This is a genomic window from Streptomyces sp. CLCI03, from assembly GCF_053615355.1.
In genome coordinates this window covers 5,467,280-5,483,893 of sequence record NZ_CM132132.1, presented here as the reverse complement: position 1 = coordinate 5,483,893, position 16,614 = coordinate 5,467,280, and the positions used below count along the sequence as shown (strand labels likewise).

The window sequence follows — 16,614 nt, the reverse complement described above, 5'->3', positions numbered from 1 at the left end:
GTGTGTGGCGGGGCGCTCCCCGCAGGGCGCCGAACGCAGTGCCGCCCGACGTTCCGACCCCTCGCCACGTTCGGCGCCCGAGGAGACGCCCCGGCGCGCGCCCGCCCCCGGCACGACCGGCCTCGGCGCGCGCCCGGCCGCCGCCCGAAGCCGTCCGGACCGGCGGTCCCGGCGGCGCCGGAGACTGCGCCGCTACGCCTCCGGGGAACGGGCGTCGTAGCGGGCGAAGTCGCGCCAGCGCAGCGCGAGCAGACCCAGCACCAGTACGCAGGCCAGCCCGCCGCCCGTGACGGCCACGGTCGGGGAGATCAGGTCGGCGGCGGACCCGGCGAGGAAGTCGCCGAGCCGGGGTCCGCCCGCGACGACGATGATGAAGACGCCCTGCAGGCGGCCGCGCATGTCGTCGGGTGTGGCGGCCTGGAGCATGGTGGTGCGGAACACCATCGAGGCGGTGTCCGCGTACCCGGCCAGGGCCAGGAAGAACATGCCGAGCCACAGGTTCCGGGTGACCCCGAACACCGCGACGGCCAGCCCCCAGCCGGCGACGGCCAGCAGGATCGCCAGCCCGTGCCGGCGGATGCGACCCTGCCAGCCGGAGAACAGCCCGCCGAGCAGCGCCCCGGCGGCCATCGCCGCGACCAGCAGACCGACCGTGCCGGGACCGCCGCCGTACCAGAGCCCGGCGATGGCCGGGAACAGCGCCCGGGGCTGGGCGAGCACCATGGCGGCCAGGTCGGAGAAGAAGGTCATCCGGATGTTCGGTCGGGTGCCGAGGAAGCGCAGGCCGTCGAGGACGGAGGCCCGGCCCCGCGCGCCTTCGGCCCGGTCGGGCTTCATCGACGGCAGCTTCCACATCGCGTAGAGCGCGGCGGTGAAGGTGACGGCGTCGATCAGGTAGGCCGCCTCGTAGCCCGCGACGGTGACGATGAATCCGCCGAGGGCCGGGCCGACCATCGACCCGAAGGTCATGGTCACGGAGTTCAGGGCATTGGCGGCGGGCAACTGCTCGACCGGGAGCAGCCTCGGGATCATGGCGGACCGGGCCGGGCCGGTCAGGGCCCCGCAGACCGCCTGGAGTGCGACGACGGCGTACAGGAACCAGACGCGGTGGTGGTCGAGCAGCGCGGCGGCGGCGAGCACGACCGACAGCGCGGCGGCGGCCATCGAGCTGTAGAGGCCGAGCTTGCGCCGGTCCACGGTGTCGGCGATCGCCCCGCCGTAGAGGCCGAAGGCGACGAGCGGAACGAGCGAGAACAGCCCGACGAGCCCGACCGAGAAGCTGGACCGCGTGATGTCGTAGACCTGGAGCGAGATCGCGAGGATGGTCATCGCCTGACCGACCCAGGAGATGGTTCCGCCGAACCACAGCCGCCGATAGTCGGCGGACACGCTGAGCGGGGTGAGGTCGGCGAATATTCGCTGCCAGAGCTGGGGTGGGGCGGTCGTCCGGGTCACGTCGGATGATAACCACCGGCCGTCCGCCGCCCTCCGGCATTTTCGGGCACTTCACACACCGGCAACAGTCGCCACACCCGGCTCCGGCCTCCCGACCCGGGAGGCGCATTACCGGTAACTCGCCACTATCACCGGACATTTGACCGAATCGTCGTGCGCTCCTCCCCTCGTGTTCGGCTCATGATGAAAAGACTCGTATGTCCAGGGAGGCGTAGTGATCGAACCTGGCAACAGCACCACGAGCACCGGCACGACGCAGAACACGGTGCGCACCACCGTCCCCCTCACCGTCGGCGTGGAGGAGGAGTTCCTGCTCGTCGACGCCCGCAGCTTCCGGGTGGTCCCCGCCGCCCCGCTGGTCCTGGCGACGGCCGACGGACTGCCCGGCGAACTCCACCCGGAGGGCACCCGCTACCAGGTGGAGATATCCACCCCGATAGCCCATTCGGCGGCCTCGCTGCGCGCCGAGCTCGCCGCCCTGCGGCGCACCGTCGGCCGGGCCGCCCGCGCCCACGGCTGCCGGCTGCTGGCCGCCCCCTCGCCGGTCGTCGCCGTGGAGGGGCCGCTGCACCTGACCGACGACGAGCCGCGCCAGCGCGAGCAGCACCGCCGCTTCGGCGCGCTCACCGACACCCTCGTCAGCTGCGGCCGCCACATCCACATCGGCACGCTCGACGTGGACACGGCGGTGGCCGTGTCCAACCGGATCAGACCCTGGCTGCCCACGCTGATCGCGTTGGCCGCCAACTCGCCGTTCTGGGGCGGCCGTGACACCGGCCACGCCAGCTGGCGGGCGATGGCCTGGTCCGGCTGGCCCTCGGCGGGCCTGCCGCCGCACTTCACGTCCACGGCGCACTTCCGGCGCTCGGTGCAGACCCTGCTCGGCTCCGGGGCGGCCCTGGACACCAAGATGGTCTACTGGGACCTCCGCCCCTCCGGGCACTGGCCGACGCTCGAGATCCGGGCGCCGGACATGTCCCCGGACATCGACTCGGCGATCCTGCAGGCCGAACTGGCCCGCGCGCTGGTCTCCACGGCGCTGCGCGAGATCGCGGAGCGGCGCCCCGAACCGGCCGTACGGGACGACGTACTGCGCCTCGCGCGCTGGCGGGCGGCCCACGACGGCCTGGAGGGCTTCGGCCTCGACCCGTACTCGGGGACGGAACTCCCCGCGGCGGACCTCGCGGAGGCCCTGCTGGACCTGGTCGCCCCGGAACTGTCCGCCGCCGGCGACCTCGACCACGCCGCCAAGACCCTGGCGGGCCTCCTGCGCGACGGCTCGGGCGCCCACCGCCAGCGGGTGGCGTTCGCCCGCCGGCAGGACCTGACGGACGTCCTGCGCCACCTCACGGACGAGACGGAGGACTTCTGACCCCACCCCGGCCCGTGCGAAACGGTGCCCGGAAACGCCGAAGCCGCAGGTGCGATCGTTTCTTCACCTGCGGCTTGTGGTGGGGCGGGTGGGACTCGAACCCACGGCCGACGGATTATGAGTCCGCTGCTCTAACCGGCTGAGCTACCGCCCCTTCACGGCGTGGCGCGTACACGTGTGCGCGCCGTCTGCCGCAGCATAGCCGCTCATACGATCTCCTGCCTCGGATGCCTCGCATGATCGGCTTCGCCTGTCCAGAGAGACCGCGCTGAGCGCTGTCCGGTTCCCGGACGGGGCCACAAAGAAAAGAAGAGGACCCCTCAGGGCCCTCTTCTTCTTCCTTGCTCCCCCGGCTGGACTCGAACCAGCAACCCTCCGGTTAACAGCCGAATGCTCTGCCAATTGAGCTACAGGGGACCGCGCTCCCCCGACTGGACTCGAACCAGTAACCTGCCGGTTAACAGCCGGCTGCTCTGCCAATTGAGCTACAGGGGATTGCTGCTATGCATCGAACAGCCCACCTCCGGCGTTGCCGGGGGGCGAGTGCCCGTTGCGAGTCATAGATTAGCGCAAGCAGGGGGGTGCTCCGCCAATCGGTATCGACAGCGGGTCGGGCACCACACGACGAAGGGTGACAGGCATGCGGTACAAGGTCACGTTCGTGGTCGGACTGGCCCTCGGGTACGTGCTCGGAACCCGGGCCGGACGCGAGCGCTACGAGCAGCTCCGGAAGTCCGCCCGGCAGCTCGCGCAGAACCCGGCGGTGCGCAACGCCGCCGAGACCGCGGGGCAGACCGGGCGCGAGTTCGCCGGGAAGGCCTTCACCGCGGTGAGCCAGAAGGTCGGCGACGCCGTCCCGGACTCGCTCGCCGGGCGGGTACGGGGCCTGCGCGACCGGGTCGGCGGCAGTGCCGGCGAGGACGACTGGGGCACGAGCAACACCTGATCGGCAGTACACGTCTGGGGCCCACGGGATCCATGAGGTTCCGGGGGCTCCGGACCGGTCGCGTCCGGCCTCGCGTGCGGCAGAATTCACCGCATGGGGATAGTCGCCGGGCTGGACAGCTCTTCCGCGTTCACACGCATCGTCGTCTGTGACACCGAGACCGGCGCCGTGCTGCGCCAGGGGTACGCACCCCATCCACAGCCCACGGGTGAACCGGACGGCTCGAATCCGCACGAGACCGACCCGCAGGCCTGGCTGCTCTCGCTCGGCGAGGCCGCCGGCGGCGGACTCCTCGAAGGGGTCCAGGCCATAGGGGTCTCCGCGCAGCAGCACGGCCTGCTGCCGCTGGACCCGCAGGGCGCCCTGGTCCGTCCCGCCCTCGTCGGCAACGACAAGCGCGGCCAGGTCGCCGCCGCCGACCTCATCGACGCCTTCGGCGGCCGGCACCGCTGGGTCGAGGCGGTGGGCTCGGTCCCGCACGCCGCCCAGCCGGTCGCGAAGCTGGCCTGGCTGGCCCGCAACGAACCCGAGGCCGCCCGCCGGATCGCCGTGCTGATGTCCCCGCACGACTGGCTCGTCTGGCAGCTGCTGGGCCGCCCCGCCCGGCGGACCACCGACCGCGGCGGCGCCTCCGGCACCGGGTACTGGTCGGCCGCCACCGGGACCTGGCGCCCCGACCTGGTCGAGCTGGCGCTGGGGCACCGGGCGCTGCTGCCCGAGGTGCTCGGCCCGGCCGACGCCGCCGGGACCACGCCCGAGGGGCTCCTGATATCGGCCGGCACCGGCGAGACGATGGCCGCCGCGCTCGGGCTGGGGCTGGGCCCCGGCGACGCGGTGGTCTCGCTCGGCGCCTCCGGTTCGGTGATGGCGGTGCACCACGAGGCGGTGTCGGAGCCGGGCGGGCTGGTCACCTCGCTGGCCGACGCCGGCGGCATGCACCTGCCCGTCGTGAACACCTCCAACGCCGTACGGGCCCTGCGCGGCACCGCCGAACTGCTCGGCACCGATCTGGAGGGGCTGTCCGAGCTCGCGCTGAAGTCGACGCCGGGCGCGCACGGCCTCGTACTCCTGCCGTACCTGGAGGGTGAGCGGACCCCGAACCTGCCGCACGCCGCCGGCACCCTGTCCGGACTGCGCCGGGACTCGATGAAGCCGGAGCACCTGGCCCGGGCCGCCTTCGAGGGCATGCTGTGCGGGCTGGTGGACGCGCTGGACGTGCTGCGCTCGCGCGGGGTCGAGATCCGCCGGGTGTTCCTGCTGGGCGCGGCGGCCGAGCTGCCCGCCGTGCAGGCCGCGGCTCCCGGGCTGTTCGGCACGCAGGTCGTCGTACCGGCGCCGGCCGACTACGCGGCGCTGGGCGCGGCGCGCCAGGCCGCCTGGGCGCTCGGTGTGGCGCAGGGCACGCTGGCCCCGCACACCCCGCCGGTCTGGCCGGCCCCGTCGGCGCAGGTCTTCGAGCCGGGCGAGGAATTCGCGGCGTGGCAGGGGGTACGCCAGCAGTACATCGCCACGCGCGAGCAGATCCACCCCGGGGCGTTCCAGGGGGCCCGTTCCTAGGCTTCCGTCCCCGGGTGCCCGTCCCTAGGGCGATGGTCGGGGCGGGCTGGTCCTTTTGACCGGCCTTTGCGAAATCCGGTGGGGATCACAGGTCCGGTTGGCCCAAGATGGGTTGAACCCCTCGATCGTGCCGACCGGAGCCTGCGCGTGCTCATACGACTTCTGCGGACCCATCTGGTTCCGTATCGGAAACCCATCGCGGTGCTGGTCCTGCTGCAACTGCTGCAGACCAGCGCCAGCCTCTACCTGCCCACACTCAACGCCGACATCATCGACAACGGTGTCGTCAACGGCGACACCGGCTACATCCTGCGCTTCGGCGCGCTGATGCTCGGTGTCTCCCTCGTCCAGCTCGTCTGCAACGTCGGCGCCGTCTACTACGGCGCCCGTACGGCCGCGGCCTTCGGCCGGGACCTGCGCGCCGCGATCTTCGACCGCGTGCAGAGCTTCTCGGCGCGGGAACTGGGCCAGTTCGGCGCCCCGTCGCTGATCACCCGTACGACGAACGACGTCCAGCAGGTCCAGATGCTGGTGCTGATGACCTTCACGCTGATGGTCTCGGCGCCGATCATGTGCGTCGGCGGTATCGCCATGGCGCTCTCGCTCGACGTGAAGCTGTCGGGGGTCCTGCTCGCCGTGGTCCCGGTGCTCGGGATCGCCGTCGGCGCGATCGTCTTCCGCACGCGGCCGCTGTTCCGTCGGATGCAGGTGCGCCTGGACACCGTGAACCGGGTCCTGCGGGAGCAGATCACCGGTAACCGGGTGATCCGTGCCTTCGTCCGCGACGACTACGAGAAGGACCGCTTCCGGGAGGCCAACGCCGACCTGACCGGGGTCTCGCTGGCCGCGGGCAAGCTGCTGGCCCTCATGTTCCCGACGGTGATCGTGGTCGTGAACATCTCCAGCGTCGCCGTCATCTGGTTCGGCGCGATGCGCGTCGACAGCGGCGGCATGGAGATCGGCCAGCTGACGGCCTTCCTCGCCTACCTGATGCAGATCGTCATGGCCGTGATGATGGCCACCTTCATGTTCATGATGGTGCCGCGCGCCGAGGTCTGCGGCGAGCGCATCCAGGAGGTCCTGGACACCGAGTCCAGCGTGGTCCCGCCCAAGGACCCGGTGCGCGAACTCGCCCGCCGTGGCCGCCTGGAGCTGCGCGGCGCCGACTTCCGCTACCCGGGCGCCGAGGCCCCGGTGCTGCGCGGGGTGGACCTGGTGGCCCGCCCCGGCGAGACCACGGCGGTGATCGGCTCCACCGGAAGCGGCAAGTCCACGCTGCTGGGCCTGGTCCCGCGGCTCTTCGACGCGACCGGCGGCGAGGTCCTCGTCGACGGGGAGGACGTCCGCGCACTCGACCCGGACCTGCTGGCCAGGACGGTCGGCATGGTGCCGCAGAAGCCGTACCTGTTTTCCGGGACCATCGCCTCCAATCTGCGCTACGGCCGTCCGGACGCGAGCGACGAGGAACTCTGGCAGGCGCTGGAGGTGGCCCAGGCCAGGGAATTCGTCTCCGCGCTGGAGGGTGGCCTGGACGCCCCGGTCAGCCAGGGCGGCACCAATGTCTCCGGCGGCCAGCGCCAGCGTCTGGCCATCGCCCGCACGCTCGTGCAGCGCCCGGAGATCTACCTCTTCGACGACTCCTTCTCGGCCCTGGACTACGCGACGGACGCGGCGCTGCGCGCGGCGCTCGCCCGCGAGACGGAGGACGCGACCGTGGTCATCGTCGCCCAGCGGGTCTCCACGATCCGGGACGCGGACCGGATCATCGTCCTGGACGAGGGCCAGGTCGTGGGTGAGGGACGCCATCACGAGCTGATGGCCGACAACGAGACCTACCGGGAGATCGTGCTCTCCCAGCTGACGGAGGCGGAGGCCGCATGAGCGGGCCCGGAGGACGGATGATGATGGGGCCGGCCCAGCGGTCCATGGACTTCAAGGGCTCGGGCAAGCGGCTGCTGCGGCAGCTCGCGCACGACCGGGCCAAGATCTGGGGCATGGTCGCGGCCGTCGTCGGCAGTGTCGGCTGCGCGGTGGTCGGCCCGAAGATCCTCGGTGAGGCCACCGACCTGGTGTTCGCGGGGATCGTCGGCCGTGAGATGCCGGCCGGGACCACCAAGCAGCAGGCGCTGGACGGCCTGCGCGCCCGGGGCCAGGACGGTATGGCGGACATGCTCGCCGGTACCGACTTCACCCCGGGGCAGGGCATCGACTTCGGCGCCGTCGGGGTCGTCGCGATCTGGGCGCTGGTGGTCTTCACCCTGGCCGGCCTGCTGATGCTGGTCGCGACGAGGCTGTCGAACCACGTCATGAACGGCACCGTCTACCGGATGCGCGAGGAGCTCCAGGCGAAGCTGTCGCGGCTGCCGCTGTCGTACTTCGACCAGCAGAAGCGCGGCGAGGTCCTCAGCCGGGCCACGAACGACATCGACAACATCGGCCAGACGCTGCAGCAGACGATGGGTCAGCTGCTGAACTCGCTGCTGACCATCGTCGGTGTGCTCGTGATGATGTTCTGGATCTCGCCGCTGCTGGCGCTGGTCGCGCTGGTGACCGTACCGCTGTCGGTCTTCGTCGCCGCGAAGATCGGCAAGAAGTCGCAGCCGCAGTTCGTGGCGCAGTGGAAGGCGACCGGCGCGCTCAACGCCCACATCGAGGAGATGTACTCGGGCCACGGCCTGGTCAAGGTCTTCGGCCGGCAGCGGGAGTCCGCGGCCGTCTTCGCCGAGCAGAACGAGGCGCTGTACCGGGCCTCCTTCAAGGCGCAGCTGGTCAGCGGCATCATGCAGCCGGTGATGTTCTTCATCTCGAACATCAACTACGTGCTGATAGCCGTCGTCGGCGGGCTCCGGGTCGCCTCCGGCACCCTGTCGATCGGTGACGTGCAGGCCTTCATCCAGTACTCGCGGCAGTTCTCGATGCCGCTGACGCAGGTCGCCTCGATGGCGAACCTCGTGCAGTCCGGTGTCGCCTCGGCGGAGCGGGTGTACGAGCTGCTGGACGCGCCGGAGCAGGAGCCGGACGCCGTGGTTCCGGAGCGTCCGGAGGAGCGGCTCGGCCAGGTCACCTTCGACAAGGTGGCCTTCCGCTACGAGCCCGACAAGCCGCTGATCGAGAACCTCTCGCTCACGGTCGAGCCGGGTCACACGGTCGCGATCGTCGGCCCGACGGGCGCGGGCAAGACCACGCTGGTCAATCTGCTGATGCGGTTCTACGAGGTCACGGGCGGGGAGATCGCCCTCGACGGGGTGGACATCGCGAAGATGACCCGTGAGGAACTGCGCGACGGCATCGGCATGGTGCTCCAGGACACCTGGTTGTTCGGCGGCACCATCGCGGAGAACATCGCCTACGGCGCCTCGCGCGAGGTCACGCGCGCCGAGGTCGAGGAGGCGGCGCGGGCCGCTCACGCGGACCGGTTCATCCGCACCCTGCCGGACGGGTACGACACCGTGCTGGACGACGAGGGCGCGGGCGTCAGCGCGGGCGAGAAGCAGCTGATCACCATCGCCCGGGCGTTCCTGTCGGAGCCGGTGATCCTGGTGCTCGACGAGGCGACGAGCTCGGTGGACACCCGCACCGAGGTGCTGATCCAGAAGGCGATGGCCCGTCTCGCGCGCGGCCGTACGTCCTTCGTGATCGCGCACCGGCTGTCCACGATCCGCGACGCGGACGTGATCCTGGTGATGGAGAGCGGATCGATCGTGGAACAGGGCACGCACGAGGAGCTGTTGGCCTCGGGCGGCGCGTACGCCCGGCTGTACGCGGCGCAGTTCGCGCAGGCGGTGGCCGAGGTCGACTAGGACGTCCCTTCCTTCGGACGTCGCAGGGCGCAGGGGCACTCGGGTACGGGACACGTACGCGGGTGCCCCTGCGCCGTCGATAGCATGACGGCATGGCATCGGACGTGGTGATACGCCCCGCGCGGGCGGAGGACGAACGCGAGATCTTGGACGTGCTGCGGTCGGTGTGGTCGCGCGCGAGCGAACCCGGCCCCGAGCGCCCGGCGGACGCGGTCCTCTTCGACGAGCGGCATCCCGTGGAGAGGTTCCTCGTCGCGGAACGCGACCGGCACGTCGTCGGGTACATCGCCCAGGCCCCGGCCAGTCCCCTCGCGTCCAATCGGCACGTCCGGCACATCCAGGGACTGGCCGTCCGCGAGTCCGCCCGCGGCAGCGGGGTCGCGGTGGCCCTCGTCGAGGCCGTCTGCGCCGCCGCCCGGGCCGACGGTGCCCGCCGGATGACCTTGCGCGTGCTCGGCCACAACCACCCGGCGCGGCAGCTCTACCGTCGCTGCGGCTTCGAGGTGGTCGGGGTCCTGCCGGAGGAGTTCCTGCTGGACGGGGCGTACGTCGACGACGTCTGGATGAGCCGGCCGCTGACCGACGCCTAGAAGCCCGCGGAGCGGGGCCGTCGGGGCGGCGGAGCGGGGGCGCCTGGCGGGGCGCCCCCTTTTCCGGTGGTCCGTCAGTCCAGGTACCCGCGGAGCTGGTCCGCGAAAGCGTGGTCGCGCAGTTTGTTGAGGGTCTTGGACTCGATCTGGCGGATCCGCTCACGCGTCACGCCGAAGATCCGTCCGATCTCCTCCAGGGTGCGGGGCCGCCCGTCGGCGAGGCCGTACCGCAGCTGCACGACCTTGCGCTCGCGCTCGCCGAGGGTGGAGAGGACGGCTTCCAGGTGCTCGCGCAGCAGGAAGAAGGCGGCCGACTCCACGGGTGAGGCGGCGTCCCCGTCCTCGATGAGGTCGCCGAGCGCGACGTCGTCCTCCTCCCCCACCGGGGCGTGCAGGGAGACCGGCTCCTGGGCGAGGCGGAGCACCTCCAGGACCCGCTCCGGGGTCAACTCCAGCTGGACGGCCACCTCTTCGGCCGTCGGCTCGTACCCGCGCTCCTGGAGCATCCGGCGCTGCACGCGGACGACCCGGTTAATCAGTTCGACGACGTGGACGGGCACGCGGATGGTCCGGGCCTGGTCGGCGAGGGCCCGGGACATCGCCTGCCGGATCCACCAGGTGGCATAGGTGGAGAACTTGTAGCCGCGGGCGTAGTCGAACTTCTCGACGGCCCGGATCAGCCCGAGGTTCCCCTCCTGCACGAGGTCGAGCATCGTGAGCCCGCGACCCACGTACCGCTTGGCGACGGAGACGACGAGTCGAAGGTTCGACTCGATGAGCCGGCGCTTGGCCATCCGCCCCATGACGACGAGCTTGTCGAGGTCGAGGGCGAGCTGGGAGTCGAGGTCGGGGGTGTTGCCGAGCTTCTCCTCGGCGAACAGGCCGGCTTCGACGCGTCGCGCGAGGTCCACCTCCTCGGCGGCGGTGAGCAGCGGGATCCTGCCTATCTCGCGGAGGTACTGCCGGAACAGATCGGCGGACGGGCCCGCTCCGCCTCCGCTGTCGCCGCTGCTGCGCCTGCGCTGCACGGGCACCGGCTCGATCAGCTCCAGTACCTCGGGCTCTTCGTCCACGGCCTTGGCCTCCGAGGACTCGCTCACGTTCACGGTCAGGGTCCGGGTCTGCACGGGGGCGACCTCCAGGGCTCCGAGGACGGGGGCACCGCACCTCAGTGTGGGGTACGACACATCGCGGCCACGAGGGGCGTGCGAGCACTTTCTGAGTCCGGTGCGTGACCGCATGGTTACCCCCCGGCGGGAACCCCGATGCGGATCGGACGCATGTCCGAGATGATCGACTCCATGCATGAGTACGAGACCCACGTGACGGTGCGCTGCGCGGACGCGGCCGAGCTGGCGCGGCTCGACGCCTGGGCCGCCGCGCGGGAGTTGAAGGTGACCCACATCGAGCCGGCGCGGGGGCGGATGGTGTCGCAGCCCATGCTGACCGTGCCGGACCGCACGTGTCACGAGCGGCTGGTGCCGCAACTGCGGGCGGACGGCTTCGACCCGGTCCGGGTCAAGGTGGAGACGGTCCCCTGGACCACGGACGCCCCCGGCCCGGGCGGCGGCTACTTCGAGCACCACATCCCGGTGCTGCTGCCCATGGACTTCGACCGCCCGGCGCTGGAAGCCCTGGTGGTCCCGCACGGGGCACACCTGTCGTCGAACGCGCGGCGGGTCGGGGGCGGGGGCTGGCAGGTGCGGTTCGTGACGCAGCGGTGGCGCGGCGCCGCGGGCGCGGCCGGCGCGGGTGACGCCTTCGACGCGCTGATCCGGGAGCTCGCCTCGGCCGGGTACGAAATGGGCACGGGGAAAAGGGAGTTCGTGCTCTACGACAGTGACCTGTCGGTGGACGACGGCTGGATCGAGCAGGAGGCCACGGCGTGAGCGGGACGCACGCGCGGGACGCGGCCGGGGAGGAGCGGTGGCCGCGCCGGATCGACCTTCGCGGACGGCGCCTGATCAGGCGGGCTCGACGCGGACCGCGCAGACCTTGAACTCCGGCATCCGGGACGTGGGGTCCAGGGCCGGGTTGGTCAGGGTGTTGGCGCGGCCCTCGCCCGGCCAGTGGAAGGGCATGAAGACCGTGTCCGCCCGGATGGTGTCGGTGATGCGGGCCGGGGCGACGACCCGGCCGCGGCGGGAGGTCACGGCGAGCGGGCCGCCCTCGACCGCGCCGATCCGGGCGGCGAGGCGCGGGTGGAGTTCCACGAAGGGGCCGGGGGCGGCCGCGTTGAGCTCGTCGACCCGGCGGGTCTGGGCCCCGGACTGGTACTGGGCGATCACCCGGCCGGTGGTGAGGAGCAGTGGGTAGTCCGCGTCGGGGACCTCGGCGGCGTCGCGGTGGGAGACGGGGACGAAGCGGGCCCGCCCGTCGTCGGTGGCGAAGCGGTCCAGGAAGAGGCGCTCGGTGCCCGGCGAGCCCTCGGATCCGCCGGGGCCTTCGGGGGCTTCGGGGCCTTGGGGGCAGGGCCAGAAGACGCCCTGTTCGGCCTCGATGCGGGCGTAGGTGATGCCCGAGTAGTCGGCGGGGCCGCCGGCCGAGGCGCGGCGCAGCTCCTCGAAGACCTCCTCCGGCTCGGTGGGGAAGCCCTTCTCGACGCCGAGGCGGGCGGCGAGTCCGTGCAGCACGTCCAGGTCGCCGCGGACCCCCGGCGGCGGGGTGATCGCCCGACGGCGGAGCAGGACGCGGCCCTCCAGGTTGGTGGTGGTGCCGGTCTCCTCCGCCCACTGGGTGACGGGGAGTACCACGTCCGCGAGGGCGGCGGTCTCGGAGAGGACGACGTCGGCCACGGCGAGGAAGTCCAAGGAGCGGATGCGGTCCTCGATGTGCGCGGCGCGGGGGGCGGACACCACCGGGTTCGAGCCCATCAGGAGCAGGGCCTTCACGTCCGTGCCGAGGGCGTCGAGGAGTTCGTAGGCGCTGCGGCCCGGGCCGGGGAGGCTGTCGGGGTCGACGCCCCAGACCTCGGCGACGTGGGCGCGGGCCGCCGGGTCGGTGAGCTTGCGGTAGCCGGGGAGCTGGTCGGCCTTCTGGCCGTGCTCGCGGCCGCCCTGGCCGTTGCCCTGCCCGGTGAGGCAGCCGTAGCCGGACAGCGGGCGGCCGGCCCGGCCGGTGGCCAGGCACAGGTTGATCCAGGCGCCGACGGTGTCGGTGCCCTTGGACTGCTGCTCGGGGCCACGGGCGGTGAGGACCATGGCGGATTCCGGGGCGCAGAACAGGGCGACGGCCTCGCGGAGCCTGGGGACCGGTATCCCGGTGATGCGCTCGACCAGTTCCGGCCAGTGGGCCATGGCGGCGGCCCTGGTCTCCTCCCAGCCGGTGGTGCGGGCGGCGATGAACTCCGCGTCGACCCGGCCTTCCGCGACGATCAGGTGCAGCAGGCCGAGCGCGAGGGCGAGGTCGGTGCCGGGGCGCGGGGCGAGGTGCAGGTCGGCCTGTTCGGCGGTGCGGGTGCGGCGCGGGTCGATGACGATCAGGGTGCCGCCGGCCGCCTTGAGTTCGGTGAGGTAGCGCAGGGCGGGCGGCATGGTCTCGGCCAGGTTCGAGCCGACGAGGATCACGCAGCCGGTGCGCGGGATGTCCGCCAGGGGGAAGGGCAGTCCGCGGTCGAGGCCGAAGGCCCGCTGGTGGGCGGCGGCGGCCGAGGACATGCAGAAGCGGCCGTTGTAGTCGATCTGCGAGGTGCGCAGGGCGACGCGGGCGAACTTGCCGAGCGCGTAGGCCTTCTCGTTGGTGAGCCCGCCGCCGCCGAAGACCCCGACGGCGTCCGGGCCGTGGGTGCGGCCGGTACGGGCGAGGCCCTCGGCGACGGCGTCGAGAGCCTCCTCCCAGGTGGCCGGCTCCAGCCGCCCGGCGTGGGTGCGGACGAGCGGCCGGGTCAGGCGCACCCGGGAGGAGAGCACGGCGGGGGCGGTGCGGCCCTTGCCGCACAGAGCGCCCCGGTTGACGGGGAAGTCGGTCCGCTCCTCCACGGCCACGGTGGCACCGCCCGGCTCGGGGCGGAGCCTCATGCCGCACTGCAGGGCGCAGTACGGGCAGTGCGTGTCGATGGCGGAGTCGGAGGTGTGCATACGGTCCAGCGTGGGTCGGCGGTGTTACACCGGCCGCCGCCGCGCGTTACAAGTCCGGGTGCTGCGCCTCAGCGCCGCCGGACGGCCGCGGTGAGGCCCGGCGCGGCGCGGCGGACGGTGGCCCGGGGGTCCCTCCGGCGGCACGCGCACATGCGGCCGTCCCGCCGGGGGGCGCGTGGCGGGTCACTGACCCGTCAGGTACTTCACCGTGAGGCCCGCGGTCCAGCCGCCGTCGACGGCGAGTTCGGCGCCCGTCATGTAGCCGGCGGCGTCGGAGAGCAGGAAGGAGATCGCCGCGGCGATCTCCTCGGGGACGCCGACCCGGCCGAGCGGGGCGCCGGGGTAGTTGCCCTCGCCCGCCTGGATGCCGATCGGGGCGGTCATCGGGGTCAGGGTCATGCCCGGGTGGACGGAGTTGACGCGGATCCCGGCCTCGGCGAGCTCCACCGCGCCGATCTTCGACAGGCCGCGCACGCCCCACTTGGAGGCCCCGTACCCGGCGGTGAGCGCGAGGCCGGTCAGTCCGGCGGCGGAGGAGATGTTGACGATGGACCCGCCGCCGTGCGCGCGCAGCAGCGGGATCGCGGTCTTGATGCCGATGAACACGCCGACCAGGTTGATCTCGACGACCTGGCGGAAGTGCTCGACGCTCTCGTGCTCCAGGAACTGGCCGGTGGATATGCCCGCGTTGTTCACGAGGCCGTCGATGCGGCCGAACTCGGCGACCGCGTACTCCAGGGCCGCCCGCCAGTCGGCCTCGCTCGTCACGTCGTGCCGGACGAAGCGCGCCGCGCCGCCGAGCTTCGCGGCCGTCTCGGCGCCTTCCGCCTCCAGGACGTCGGTGATCAGCACCCGGCCGCCGCCGTCGACGACGGCCTGTGCGGCCGCGGCGCCGAGGCCGCGGGCTCCACCGGTGATGACGACGACCTTGCCGCTCAGATCCACAACAGCCACGGTTCCACACCCCTGACGCTCTCGTACGGACCAACCGGCATATGACTAATCGGCATAGTCGGCGCGGCGTCAGTCTGCCAGAGCCTCCAGGGCCCGCGACACCCCCTCCTCCTTCGGTCCCAGGAAGTGCGGGGCGGGCTTGAAGGCCGCGTCCAGCGCCGCCTTGCCCGCCGCGAAGACCTCGCGGGTCTCGCCGTAGTACCAGGTGGCGTCGTGCACGTCGGCCACCCCGACGCCGTACGAGTCCAGGCCCGCCGCCTGGCACAGGGCGACGGCCCGGCGGATGTGGAAGCCCTGGGTCACCAGCACGGCCCGCTCCACGCCGAAGATCTCCTTGGCCCGCACGCAGGAGTCCCAGGTGTCGAAGCCCGCGTAGTCACTGACGATCTTCCGGTCCGGCACCCCGTGCGCGGTCAGGTACTTCCGCATCGCGTCGGGTTCGTCGTACTCGGTGCGGCTGTTGTCCCCGGTGACCAGCACGACCTTGACCTTGCCGGTGCGGTACAGCTCGGCGGCGGCGTCGAGCCGGTCGGCGAGGTACGGGGTGGGCCGGCTCCCCAACAGGCCCGCGCCGAACACCACGGCCACCTCGGCGACGGGCGCGTCGGCCGTGGTCCGCAACCGGTCGGCGGCCACCGCGTGCATCCACGCCGAGGGCAGCAGCGCCAGCACGCAGCCCGCCATGACGGTCTGCACCGCCCGCCGCCGGTTCCGCACGCTGCGCAGCGCGGCCACCGCCCGACTCCACTCGACTCTCGGCAGGCGCGGCAGGCGCGGCAGGCGTGGTCGGCGCATCATCCATCCCCAGGTCTCTCGACTGCTCGTCCGCAGGTCAGGACGCGTCCCGCGGCCGCGCGGTTCACCCGGACCCGATCCGCGGCGGGTAGGCCGCCGGCCGCGCCCGCCCCGAACAGCCGCGCCGACGCCCCTGTGAGCACCCGGCAAAGACCCGTCATCCCCGCGCAACGCACCGGCAACCTCCGGCGCGGAGGATCGATGCATGACGGAGCCGGTGCACCCTCCCGAGTTTCCCGCCCTTCCCTTCGACAGCACGGCCGAGCTGCTCGGCCGCATCACCCGCCAGCTGGGCACCCAGCTCAGCGGCCTGCGCCGACCCGGAGTCCGCCCATGCAGCCCACCCTCGTCGCCGTGGCCCACGGCAGCCGTGACCCGCGCGCCCTGCACACCGCACGCGCCCTCCTCGAACGCGTCCGCGAACTCCGCCCCCGGCTCGACGTCCGGCTCGGCCACATCGAGCTGACCGCGCCGCTGCTCGACGACACCCTGGGCGAGCTGTCCGGCTCGGCCGTGCTCGTCCCGCTGCTGTTCGGTCGCGGGTACCACGTCAAGCGTGACCTCCCCGCGGCCGCAGCCCGGGCCGGGCACCTGCTCACCCGCGTCGCCGCCCCGCTGGGCCCGCACCCGTTGCTCGTCGAGGCCCTGTACGAGCGGCTGCTGGAGACCGGCTGGACCCCGGCCCCCGGCTCGGCCGTCGTGCTGGCCGCCGCCGGTTCCCGCGACCCCGACTCCGCGGCCGACACCCGCCGCACCGCCGCCCTGCTCTCCGAGCGCCTCGGCGGCATCCCGGTGACCCCCGCCTACGCCTCCGCCGCCGCGCCGAGCGCCCCCGAGGCGGTCCGGGCCCTCGCCGCCCGCGGCCACCACCGGATCGCCGTGGCCTCGTACTTCGCCGCTCCCGGCCGATTCGCCGGCCAGACCGCCGCGGCGGCGCCCGGCCCCGCCGCCGCCCCGCTGGGCGATCACCCGGCCCTGGCCCGGCTGGTGCTGCACCGCTACGACGAGGCCCTCGCCCGGCCCGTCCACCTGGCCCGGCCGGAACTCCTCTCCGCCTGATCCAGGTTTG

The 16,614-nt window shown here is 72.6% G+C and carries 12 protein-coding genes, 3 tRNA genes and 1 pseudogene; 8 read left to right on the top strand and 8 right to left on the bottom strand.

Annotated elements, in window-relative coordinates:
• Positions 1 to 192: 192 nt before the first annotated feature.
• Entirely contained in the window at positions 193 to 1,455 is a 1,263-nt protein-coding gene (locus ACWG52_RS25255) for an MFS transporter (protein WP_389811953.1), read from the bottom strand.
• Positions 1,456 to 1,669: 214 nt separating this feature from the next.
• On the opposite strand from ACWG52_RS25255, the gene ACWG52_RS25250 reads away from it, so the two are divergent.
• Positions 1,670 to 2,827 (top strand): carboxylate-amine ligase, encoded by a 1,158-nt coding sequence (locus ACWG52_RS25250; protein ID WP_389811950.1) that lies wholly within the window; start codon positions 1,670 to 1,672, stop codon positions 2,825 to 2,827.
• Between the two features lie 77 nt (positions 2,828 to 2,904).
• On the opposite strand, the gene ACWG52_RS25245 is transcribed toward ACWG52_RS25250, so the two are convergent.
• The 3 genes from ACWG52_RS25245 to ACWG52_RS25235 all read right to left on the bottom strand — a co-directional run bounded on the left by ACWG52_RS25245 (position 2,905) and on the right by ACWG52_RS25235 (position 3,322).
• A tRNA-Ile gene (locus ACWG52_RS25245) sits at positions 2,905 to 2,981 on the bottom strand.
• A 190-nt stretch (positions 2,982 to 3,171) separates the two neighbouring features.
• Positions 3,172 to 3,244, bottom strand: a tRNA-Asn gene (locus tag ACWG52_RS25240).
• A 5-nt stretch (positions 3,245 to 3,249) separates the two neighbouring features.
• Positions 3,250 to 3,322, bottom strand: a tRNA-Asn gene (locus tag ACWG52_RS25235).
• Positions 3,323 to 3,467: 145 nt separating this feature from the next.
• On the opposite strand from ACWG52_RS25235, the gene ACWG52_RS25230 reads away from it, so the two are divergent.
• The 5 genes from ACWG52_RS25230 (at position 3,468) to ACWG52_RS25210 (ending at position 9,720) form a co-directional block, all read left to right on the top strand.
• Positions 3,468 to 3,773, top strand: a complete 306-nt coding sequence (locus ACWG52_RS25230) for a YtxH domain-containing protein (RefSeq protein ID WP_389811947.1) — start codon at positions 3,468 to 3,470, stop codon at positions 3,771 to 3,773.
• Positions 3,774 to 3,866: 93 nt separating this feature from the next.
• On the top strand, positions 3,867 to 5,330 hold the full coding sequence (locus tag ACWG52_RS25225) for an FGGY family carbohydrate kinase (protein ID WP_389811943.1): 1,464 nt from the start codon (positions 3,867 to 3,869) through the stop codon (positions 5,328 to 5,330).
• A 147-nt stretch (positions 5,331 to 5,477) separates the two neighbouring features.
• Entirely contained in the window at positions 5,478 to 7,211 is a 1,734-nt protein-coding gene (locus tag ACWG52_RS25220) for an ABC transporter ATP-binding protein (RefSeq protein ID WP_389811940.1), read from the top strand.
• The gene (locus ACWG52_RS25215) at positions 7,208 to 9,130 is read left to right on the top strand and encodes an ABC transporter ATP-binding protein (RefSeq protein ID WP_389811937.1); all 1,923 of its coding nucleotides are present in this window, start codon (positions 7,208 to 7,210) and stop codon (positions 9,128 to 9,130) included. Before ACWG52_RS25220 ends, ACWG52_RS25215 begins: the two co-directional genes overlap by 4 nt.
• Before the next feature lie 92 nt (positions 9,131 to 9,222).
• Positions 9,223 to 9,720: an N-acetyltransferase family protein gene (locus ACWG52_RS25210; protein ID WP_453125984.1), complete on the top strand. Its 498-nt coding sequence runs from the start codon at positions 9,223 to 9,225 to the stop codon at positions 9,718 to 9,720.
• A gap of 74 nt (positions 9,721 to 9,794) precedes the next feature.
• On the opposite strand, the gene ACWG52_RS25205 is transcribed toward ACWG52_RS25210, so the two are convergent.
• On the bottom strand, positions 9,795 to 10,961 hold the full coding sequence (locus ACWG52_RS25205; protein ID WP_389811932.1) for an RNA polymerase sigma factor: 1,167 nt from the start codon (positions 10,959 to 10,961) through the stop codon (positions 9,795 to 9,797).
• Between the two features lie 39 nt (positions 10,962 to 11,000).
• Between ACWG52_RS25205 and ACWG52_RS25200 the strand changes: the two genes are divergently transcribed.
• Positions 11,001 to 11,609 carry a hypothetical protein gene (locus tag ACWG52_RS25200; RefSeq protein ID WP_389811929.1) on the top strand — a complete coding sequence of 203 codons (609 nt, stop codon included), beginning with the start codon at positions 11,001 to 11,003 and terminating at the stop codon, positions 11,607 to 11,609.
• A gap of 75 nt (positions 11,610 to 11,684) precedes the next feature.
• On the opposite strand, the gene ACWG52_RS25195 is transcribed toward ACWG52_RS25200, so the two are convergent.
• From ACWG52_RS25195 to ACWG52_RS25185, 3 genes are all read right to left on the bottom strand, one after another.
• Positions 11,685 to 13,796, bottom strand: coding sequence for a molybdopterin oxidoreductase family protein (locus tag ACWG52_RS25195; RefSeq protein WP_389811927.1), 2,112 nt, complete (start codon positions 13,794 to 13,796; stop codon positions 11,685 to 11,687).
• Positions 13,797 to 13,979: 183 nt separating this feature from the next.
• On the bottom strand, positions 13,980 to 14,750 hold the full coding sequence (locus ACWG52_RS25190; protein WP_389811924.1) for a glucose 1-dehydrogenase: 771 nt from the start codon (positions 14,748 to 14,750) through the stop codon (positions 13,980 to 13,982).
• A gap of 69 nt (positions 14,751 to 14,819) precedes the next feature.
• Positions 14,820 to 15,545: a SanA/YdcF family protein gene (locus ACWG52_RS25185; RefSeq protein WP_389811921.1), complete on the bottom strand. Its 726-nt coding sequence runs from the start codon at positions 15,543 to 15,545 to the stop codon at positions 14,820 to 14,822.
• Between the two features lie 205 nt (positions 15,546 to 15,750).
• Here ACWG52_RS25185 and ACWG52_RS25180 point away from each other — a divergent pair.
• Positions 15,751 to 16,604 (top strand): annotated as a pseudogene (locus ACWG52_RS25180) (sirohydrochlorin chelatase).
• Positions 16,605 to 16,614: the final 10 nt, after the last annotated feature.